The 9,650-nt window shown below is 37.1% G+C and carries 6 protein-coding genes; 3 read left to right on the plus strand and 3 right to left on the minus strand.

The genetic code is table 11. The annotated features are described in order from the left end of the window. The coding region (locus UC75_RS18905) for a putative Ig domain-containing protein (RefSeq protein ID WP_171249502.1) at positions 1 to 4,230 on the plus strand (4,230 nt) is incomplete at its 5' end. 127 nt (positions 4,231 to 4,357) lie between these two features. Here UC75_RS18905 and trmB read toward each other — a convergent pair. Beyond that, the gene (gene trmB / locus UC75_RS12520) at positions 4,358 to 5,074 is read right to left on the minus strand and encodes a tRNA (guanosine(46)-N7)-methyltransferase TrmB (RefSeq protein WP_004642023.1); all 717 of its coding nucleotides are present in this window, start codon (positions 5,072 to 5,074) and stop codon (positions 4,358 to 4,360) included. 145 nt (positions 5,075 to 5,219) lie between these two features. Here trmB and UC75_RS12525 point away from each other — a divergent pair, with 145 nt between their 5' ends. Both UC75_RS12525 and UC75_RS12530 read left to right on the plus strand, forming a co-directional pair. Next, complete coding sequence (locus UC75_RS12525; protein ID WP_049837790.1) at positions 5,220 to 7,658, plus strand: ExeM/NucH family extracellular endonuclease; 2,439 nt, start codon at positions 5,220 to 5,222, stop codon at positions 7,656 to 7,658. A 207-nt stretch (positions 7,659 to 7,865) separates the two neighbouring features. Continuing rightward, a complete protein-coding gene (locus UC75_RS12530) occupies positions 7,866 to 8,477 on the plus strand; it encodes a glutathione binding-like protein (RefSeq protein WP_003652661.1) in 612 nt (203 codons plus the stop codon). Positions 8,478 to 8,541: 64 nt separating this feature from the next. Here UC75_RS12530 and UC75_RS12535 read toward each other — a convergent pair whose 3' ends face one another. Together UC75_RS12535 and UC75_RS21595 are read right to left on the minus strand one after the other, a co-directional pair. Beyond that, positions 8,542 to 8,886: a hypothetical protein gene (locus UC75_RS12535; protein WP_005303582.1), complete on the minus strand. Its 345-nt coding sequence runs from the start codon at positions 8,884 to 8,886 to the stop codon at positions 8,542 to 8,544. 172 nt (positions 8,887 to 9,058) lie between these two features. After that, positions 9,059 to 9,650: FAD-dependent oxidoreductase (locus UC75_RS21595; RefSeq protein WP_228137347.1), on the minus strand; the 592-nt coding region annotated here is incomplete at its 5' end.

Below are 9,650 nucleotides of genomic sequence, written 5' to 3' on the forward strand. Positions count from 1 at the left end.
TTTGGAGAAGAAGGAGATGATTTTCTAGATGGTAGCGAAGGTAATGATATATTGCAAGGCGGTATAGGAAAAGATAAATATACTTTTGACATAAATAGTGGATTAGATATTATTGATGATCTGGATGAAAGTATTATCCAGTTTAATAATATATCACCAAATTCAATTAAATTAAGTATGGCAGGAAATGATTTAAGAATTTATTATTCGTTGGAAAACTATATAACAATAACGGATTTTGATGTAAGAAGGAATTTAAAGAATATTCAATTTGATCAAGAAAATTGGGATTATAATAAAATTCTATCAAAAATATTAATTATAAAGAATGGTACATCTGGGGATGATGTTCTATTTGCGACAACAAGTCTTTCAAATGAGATAAATGGTGGTGAAGGGAATGATAAATTAATAGGTAATAAAAATAGCTATTTATATGGTGGTGAAGGGAATGATACTTTGGCTGGAGACACAGGGAGTTATTTATATGGTGGCGGTGGGTATGATTACTATACTATTGAAGATGGCATAAGATCAGATTATAGGATTCATGATGAAGATGGTTTGGGTTTGTTATATTTAAATAAGTCCGTACTGTGGGAATTAGCTAGGTATGGTAACTCTAGTATTACTACACATACATTATTAAAAGCAAAATATGATATTAGTTCTGGAGTAATGTCTTTTACAAAAGATGGTAATAAATATTTTTCTTTACTGGAACTATATGATAAAGAAGATTTTGATAGAATTGGTAATTTAGATGTAACAATTCCAAATGTGGATTATTACTCGTCAGGAACACTTGCTTATTCAACTGGTATTACGAATATTAAATTAATTGATATAATAAGCGGAACAGATACAGATTTTTACTATACGGATTTTGATGATTATATAACTGGCATGGTAACTAGCAGAGAAGTATCTTTATATTCTAATAATAGTTATATTTATGCTGGTAGTGGAAATGACAAAGTTGAAATAAATAATAATCTTACTGCTGTATATGGGGGGGATGGGAATGACTCGGTAACTATACGTGCCGGAGATGTATACGGCGGGCAAGGTTCAGATGTTATCAATATTATGACAATAGGGGATGTATACGGTGGTGAAGGTTTAGATGTCATTAATATTATTGACTCTGGAAATGTATATGCAGGTGATGGAGATGACTCAATAATCATAAATAGTGGTTTTGTCAATGGTGGTAGTGGTGATGATTTAATAAAAATTAAAAGTGGTAGTGCATATGGTAGTGAAGGTAATGACTCAATAATAATAAATAGTGGAGTTGCCTATGGTGAAGGTGGTAATGATAATTTGTCTGGAAGTGCACAGTTATATGGAGGTATAGGAGATGATATTCTAATTGCAAAGTCTGATGGCGCATATATGGATGGTGGAGAAGGCGTAGATATATTATATGGCAGCTCTGGTAATGATATATATATATTAGACGAGCTAGATAAGCTCCAATTAGATAATGAAACAGGAGGCTATGACACACTTATCTATCGATATGATATAGGTAATATCGATTTAGCCAATAGTCAATTTGAAGCAGTAGAATTATTTGGTTTTAGCCATAGTTATTTATTAGGTAATACTGTAAATAATAATCTTATTGGTAATATAGGTAATAATTATATCGACGGCCGTGCAGGTAGTGACTATATGCAGGGCGGTTTAGGTAATGACTATTATGTTGTTGATATAACCGAGACAGTTGGAACTGATGAAAACGGTAATACCTCCATCTTGGAGGGAGACCAAGTTGTTGAAGATGAAGACTCTGGAGTAGACACTATTGAGCGTTGGCAAGATGCGCGCTTTATTGGTCAGGATGAAAATGGAAATCCTGTATTAACAGATAGTTATAAGATATTAGAAAATAACATCGAAAATCTTATTTTAAAAGGTAATGCTAAAACAGGATTTGGTAATGATCTTGATAATATCATTGTCGGAAATGAGCAAGATAATTATATCGATGGTTTAGCAGGGAATGATACCTATATTTTCGTTAAAGGTGGAGGTACGGATATCTATAGCTTTGCAGATAGCATTGATGCCTTAAATATATTAAAAATTCAAGGTTATTCAGCCAATGATGTATCTGCTCAAAAATATGGAGATAGCGTCTACATTAGTTTTAAAGGTACAAATGATCATATTTGGCTTTCAAATTATTATGCTGTAGATACCGAAGATACAACATATAAAATGGACCAGATTATTTTTGACTCTGGCGACGTTTGGGGCACCAATGATATTGATGCATTGGTTAATAGAGCTTTAACAAACCATGCTCCAACTGTGAATGCTGCTATACCTCTAATTACAAGTAATCAGGAAACTGAATTTAGCTATAAATTTGCTAATAATATTATTGTTGATCAGGATAGCTGGGATTCTTTGAGTTACAAAATTACCTTAACGACTAAAGATAGTAGTGGGCAATATCAAACTATCCCATCATGGTTAAGTTTTGATGCAGCAACCCAAACTTTATCTGGAAAACCACCTACAAATGTGACTGGCAACTTATCGTTCTTTTATTGGGGAACAGATATGTATGGCTACGGGACAGCAACTTCATTTAATTTAAAAGTTAGTCTGCCGAACCAAGCCCCAACATTGTTAAATGCAATTGCAGATCAAAGCGTGACGGATGCTAAAGCATTTAGTTATACAATTCCAACAACAACATTTAAAGATCCAGATGGCGATACATTAACGTATTCGGCTACCTTAGAAGATGGCTCTCCATTACCATCGTGGCTTAGCTTCAACCCAACTACAAGAGTGTTGAGTGGTACTTCACCTGATAATACAGTACCGTTAAATATTAAAATCACAGTAAAAGATATTGCTAACCAATCGGTTTCTGATGTGTTTAAGTTAACATTTATGGTGCAGAACCAGACTATAAATGGAACAAGTAATGCTGATACCTTATATGGGGCATCTGGTAATGACACAATAACAGGACAAGCTGGTAATGATATTCTTTATGGACAATCTGGCAATGATACTCTAAATGGTGGGGCTGGTAACGACACAATGTACGGCGGAAAAGGTGATGATATCTATATTATAGATAGTGCAACCGACATTGTTAGTGAAAGCCTTAATGAAGGTACAGATACTGTTCAAAGTAGTATTACTTATACATTAGCAAATAATGTGGAAAATCTTACATTAACTGGCACAACTGCAATCAACGGAACGGGAAATACACTGAATAACACCATAACAGGAAATAGTGCTATCAATACTCTAACAGGAGGCGCTGGTGATGACTATCTGGATGGTGGCGTAGGTGCAGATAAATTACTAGGTGGACTAGGCAATGATACCTATGTTGTTGATAATATAAGTGATGTAATTACTGAAAATGTTAATGAAGGTACTGATACTATACGAAGTTCAGTGTCTCTAACATTAAGTAATAATGTGGAAAATTTAATCCTGACAGGAACAAGTGCTATTAACGCTACGGGTAATACACTTAATAATGTACTGACTGGTAATAGTGCAATTAACACTTTAACAGCAGGTGCAGGTGATGATTATCTGGATGGAGGAGTTGGTGCTGATAAATTACTGGGCGGTACAGGTAATGATACTTATGTAATTGATAATTCAAGTGATACTGTTACAGAAAATGCTAGTGAAGGTATGGATACGGTTCTGAGTTCTATTACTTATACACTAGGCAGTAATTTGGAAAATTTAACTTTAACTGGTTCAACAGCCATCAATGCAATAGGTAATACATTAAATAATACACTTACAGGTAATAGTGGAGTAAATGCTTTAAATGGTGGAGCTGGTAATGACATTTTGGATGGGCAAGGAGGAAATGATCAACTTACCGGCGGAACGGGGGCTGATACCGCACTATATCAATTATTAGTTCAATCTGATGCTCTGGGTGGAAATGGTACAGATGTTTGGTCGGATTTTACTATTGGTAATACGACATCAAATACAAATGCAGACAAAATTGATATTGGCGATTTATTGATTGGTTATTCAGGAACTTATAACTTTACTAGTTTGGAACCATTTATAAAAACTGTTGTGAGTGGTTCGAATACACAGTTATATATTGATAGGGATGGTGTAGGAACGACGTATAGTAGTTCATTGTTGTTAACACTGAATAATACAAACGCTAATTTAAATGATCTAATAAATAATCAACAAATTATTATTTAAAAATTAGGGTGATAAGATCAAAAGTATTTTGGTCTTTATCTTAACTTTTTAAATAATTTCAAAACATTAAGGGCATTAAATATTGGTATTTAATGCCCTCATTTTTTCGCTATCTGGTAGTCAAATTTTACTTAATCTTTTTAAAGATAAAGTCATTAATCTTATGACCTGACTCAATACCACGGCGTTCAAACTTAGTCACTGGGCGCCAATCTGGACGAGGGTAGCTGTTGCCTTTACCTGCCAAGTTTTCAAGGTCTGGGCGGTTATCTAATACATCTAGCATCCATTCAGCATACGGTTCCCAATCTGTTGCAGCGTGGAATGTACCACCAAGCTCAAGCTTTTGTTCAACCAATGGCATACGCTCATGAGCAACAAAACGGCGTTTGAAATGACGTTTCTTTTGCCAAGGGTCTGGGAAGTAAAGTTGTACGCAGTTAATGCTGTTATCTGGCATTTCACGTAAAACCTGAATTGCATCTGCATCAAGTACACGTAAGTTTTTAACTTCAGCTATGCCCGCTTCATATAGGCATTGAGCAATACCAGGTACATGGACTTCAATACCCACATAGTTACGTTCAGGGTTTGCTTTTGCCATAAGTACTAACGAACGACCCATGCCAAAACCGATTTCAACAGTTAATGGACGCTCTGGGTGTTCGAAGTGTTGACGTAGGTCGCCAACAGGATATTCCAAAATTAAATCGCGATGTTGTTCTAATGCCGTGCGTTGAGACGTATTAAGTGGTGCTGAACGACGCATAAACGTCACAATTTCACGGTGTTCAGGCAAATTGTCTAAGTCTGCAATTTGCGTTTCTAACTGATCGATCGACATAACCTTGGCAATATTGAAATTCAAATGCGGTATTTTAAGTCTTCATGGGATCAAGTCAAATGTTTCGGTGTTTTTCTTCATGTAGATGTCATGATCAATATTTACTCTAAGAGACTAATTAAAACTCATATGAATACTTTTACTCATGAAAACTTTTCAATTAAGAACACTTTCGGTCTTTTTAAGTGCATTAGGTGCATTTTCATATAGCTCAGTTGCTCAAGCGCAGCTCATGTTTAGCCAATATGTGGATGGGAGCAGCAATAAAAAAGGCTTGGAAATTTTTAATCCAGATGGCGCTACGGTTAATTTAGCCGATTATGAGATTCAACAATTTAATAATGGCGGTACAGCAAAGACTGTGGCTTTTCGTTTACAAGGGACACTCGCGAGTAAGCAGAAGTTTTTAGTGGGCCGCTCGGAGTTGCAAACTGAGCTTGGAAGTAAAGTAAATCAGGTCGCTGCTTTATCTTTCAATGGAGATGATGCGGTTGTACTCGTTTATAAAGGAACGCCCGTAGACCGTTTTGGTCGTATTGGTGAACGCCCAGCAGCGGGATGGGGGACAGCAGTTTCAAGCCTCGGAAATAGTTTTAAGCGTATTGAAACAGAAAACCCAGCTTTAAGTGTTGATGCAACCGCAGCATTTGATTTGGACCATTCATGGTCGGCTTGGGCAAACCGAAATGACTTTTCAAATTTATCGGGTTCTACAACTCAGCCTCCTGTTGAAACGGTAAGTTGTTCAAGCTCAGATACACCAATTGCTGACTTGGCAGCAGCAACTCAAGACCAGACTTATACTGTGCGTGGTGTGATTACAGCTGATTATCGTTATGCCAATGGTTTCTCTGGTTTTTATGTTCAGACACCAGACACAAAAGCACGTGCAAATGTCAGTAATGCTATTTTTGTTTATATTCCAAATAGCAGTGCGGTAAAAGGTGGGCAAGTTGGCGATGAGGTTATTTTACGTGGCCGTTTAACGTCTTATCAAAATCAGCTACAAATAGATCAATTACAACAAGATATTCAAACCTGTAACAGCAATATGACAAATCAGGTTCAGCCGATTAGCCTCGAACTTCCGTTTGCTAGTTTAACGGGTGGCTCAGTTAATTCGCCGCAGCGTTATCAAGGTATGTTGGTCAAACTGCCTCAGACTTTAACGGTGAGTGAGAACTATAATTACGGTCGTTATGGTGAGTTATCGCTGAGTCTAGGCCGTTTATATATTCCAACCAATTTATATCCAGCGTTATCTCCTGAAGCCAAAGCTCTAGCTCAGAAAAATTTATTATCGAAAATTATTTTTGATGACGGCTATAACAATCAAAACCGTACACCTTGGTTACCAAGCAATTTTAGCGCTGCCAATACGCTACGTTCGGGTTATCAACTTAAAAATGCTGAAGGTATTTTAGAATATCGTTTTAATGGTTGGCGTGTACAACCTGTGCTTGGACGTAATCAGCCTGAAGTTATTACTCAAACAAACCCGCGTCAAAGCATCCTTACTAAAAATGCTAATCACATTCGTGTAGCTTCATTTAACGTTTTGAACTATGACAATGGTGCAACGGGTTTCCCAACAGAACGTGGTGCGACAACACAAGCTGAGTTTGATAAACAGCATCGTAAAATTGTGAGTGCGCTCAAAGCAATTGATGCCGATGTTTACGGTTTAATGGAAATTGCGAACAATGGTTATGGGCCTAACAGTGCAATTGCCAATTTGACCAAAGCTTTAGGTAGCGATTGGAAATATGTGGTTCCTGAAAATCTAGATCGTTTAGGTGGTGATGCGATCGCAGTTGCTATTATCTATAACAGCAAACGTGTAAAGCCTTTAAATAAACCTGTTGCGCTTGATTTAGGTGATAAGAACCGAACAACTTTGGCGCAAAGTTTCCAAGCAGTTCGTGGGAATAAAACGTTTACTGTTATTCCAAACCACTTGAAATCGAAAAGCTGTAGTGGGGTCGATGCTAGCTCTACTGACGCAGACCAAAAAGATGGTCAAGGCTGTTGGAACCCAACTCGTGTGAAAGCTGTTGATCAAATTGTGCAATGGCTCGCGAAAAATCCAACTCAAGTGCAAAAGCAAAATGCTTTACTTGTAGGGGATATGAATAGTTACGCAAAAGAAGAGCCTATTTTGTCATTTGAAAAAGCGAACTATAAAGTTTTACTTAATGACACTAAGGTCGGACAGGGTACTCAGGCGTATAGCTATGTGTATGGTGTTGCGAGTGATACCAACGGCAATGGTGGAGCTGGTAACTTAGATCATGCAATTGCTGATGCAGCTTTATATCCAAAAGTGGTTAGAACTTTTGCATGGCATATCAATGCAGATGAGCCAACGGTTCTAGATTACAACGAAGAATATAAAACGGATGAGCAAAAGGCATTGTTTTATGGTGAAGATGCTTATCGCTCTTCGGACCATGACCCTGTAATTGTCGATCTAGATTTAAATGGAAAAGACTCAAGTCATCCTGACGATGATAAGAAAAATGGGATTTTTGATTTCTTAACTGAATTAGTGAATTGGCTTAGCCAGCTTTTTAAGCGTAATTAACGGAAAAATTGCGTGACGCAAATGTGTTTTATCATATTTTAAACAATCGTCACGCAAGACAACTTGCAAGGAATGACTTTTTGAAGAATATTAGATGGTGTAAGTATTTTATAAGTTTACGCTTTTTTACAATTAAAGAATTGTGCAAACCTTGCAGGTTTTCTAGAAGCAATTTAAAACGTTAATATGAGATAACAAGGATCAGATATGAAATTATATTATTCGCCAGGCGCATGTTCTTTAGCTGCACATATTATTTTAAATGAGATTAATGTTGATTTTGACTTAGAACGGGTAAATTTAAAAACTCATAAAACAGAAAAAGGCGCAGATTATTACGAGATTAATCCAAAAGGATATGTACCAGCTTTAGAAATTAATCCGGGTTTAATGTTAACTGAAAACGTTGCGATTTTACCGTTCCTTGCTCAGCATGATCCTAAACAAGACTTAATTCCTCCATCGGGGATGGGCCGGGCGAAAGTATTGGAATGGTTGGGATATTTGAACTCCGAATTACATGATGCATATGCAGTCTTCTTTGGGGCGCCGTTAACGACTGATGAAAAAACTAAAGCTTATGCAGAAATTGATCGCCTTTTAAAATATATCGATAACTATTTGGCTGAGTCTGATTATGATTATTTGGTAAATGATAATTTCGGCCCAGCAGATGCTTATCTATTTGTTTTAACAAACTGGTCAAACTCAATTGAACATGATTTAACGCCATATAAACATATTATTGCTCTACGTAATAAAGTAGCAGAACGTCAATCTGTACAAATTGCGATGCGTGATGAAGGTTTAATTTCTTAATCAGTTTTTTAGACTTTAATAAAAAGCCCCTGTATGAACAGGGGCTTTTTTATACTAAAGATGATTAGTGTTGAGCATCTTTTTTCACATCAGCAGCAGTATTTTCAACAGCTTGGGCAGCATCAGCAGTTGCCTTACGAGCAGTTGCTTCAGTTTTTGCAGCAGCTTCAGCGGTTGCGTCAGCAGCATGGTCAGTTGCAGCATCGATTTTTGCAGTAGCATTATCAGTTGCAGTAGCAATATCGCTTGCAGCTTTGTCACCAGCTGATTTGATATCTGCAGTTGCTTGTTGAGCAGCATTTTCTAAGTGTTCACCCGTTGTCGCACCTGTTTCTGGAGCTTTATCTTTATTACATCCAACAAGGGCAACGGTCGCAGCAAGACCTAAAGCAACAAGTAATTTATTCATTGTGTTTTTCCTTCTAATTCATGGCATCCAAATATGGATGTATAAAATATAAACATAAACTAACTGATTAATAAAGATCGAAAATTGTTAAAGAGTTGTAACTCTAATATTAAAAAAGCCTAGCATTTTGTAATGCTAGGCTTGGGTTAAATCATAGTGGTTGGACTAAATTTTATTGCCCAGAACGGATGATGTAATCAAATGCAGAGAGTGAGGCTTTAGCGCCTTCACCTGTAGCAATAATGATTTGCTTGTAAGGTACTGTTGTACAGTCACCCGCAGCAAATACACCTTTGACATTGGTTTCGTTGCGATCATTCACAATGATCTCACCACGGTTGGTTAACTCAACTTCACTGTCTTTTAAGAAGTCAGTATTTGGCAGTAAACCAATCTGTACAAAGATCCCTGCAAGCTCTACCACATGCTCTTCATCAGTCGCACGGTCTTTATATTTAAGACCAGTCACTTGTGAGCCATCACCTAACACTTCTGTACTTAAGGCATTCATAATCACAGTTGTATTTGGCAAGCTATGCAGTTTGTTTTGCAAAACTTGGTCAGCACGGAGTTTTGTATCGAACTCAACCAAAGTTACATGCTCAACAATCCCTGCAAGGTCAATCGCAGCTTCAACACCTGAGTTACCACCGCCAATCACGGCAACACGTTTGCCTTTAAATAATGGGCCATCACAGTGTGGGCAGTACGCAACGCCACGGGTGCGGTATTCTTGCTCACCCGGTACATTCATTTCTCTCCAA

The organism is Acinetobacter sp. V2, assembly GCF_001188385.1.
Taxonomy (GTDB): domain Bacteria; phylum Pseudomonadota; class Gammaproteobacteria; order Pseudomonadales; family Moraxellaceae; genus Acinetobacter; species Acinetobacter oleivorans.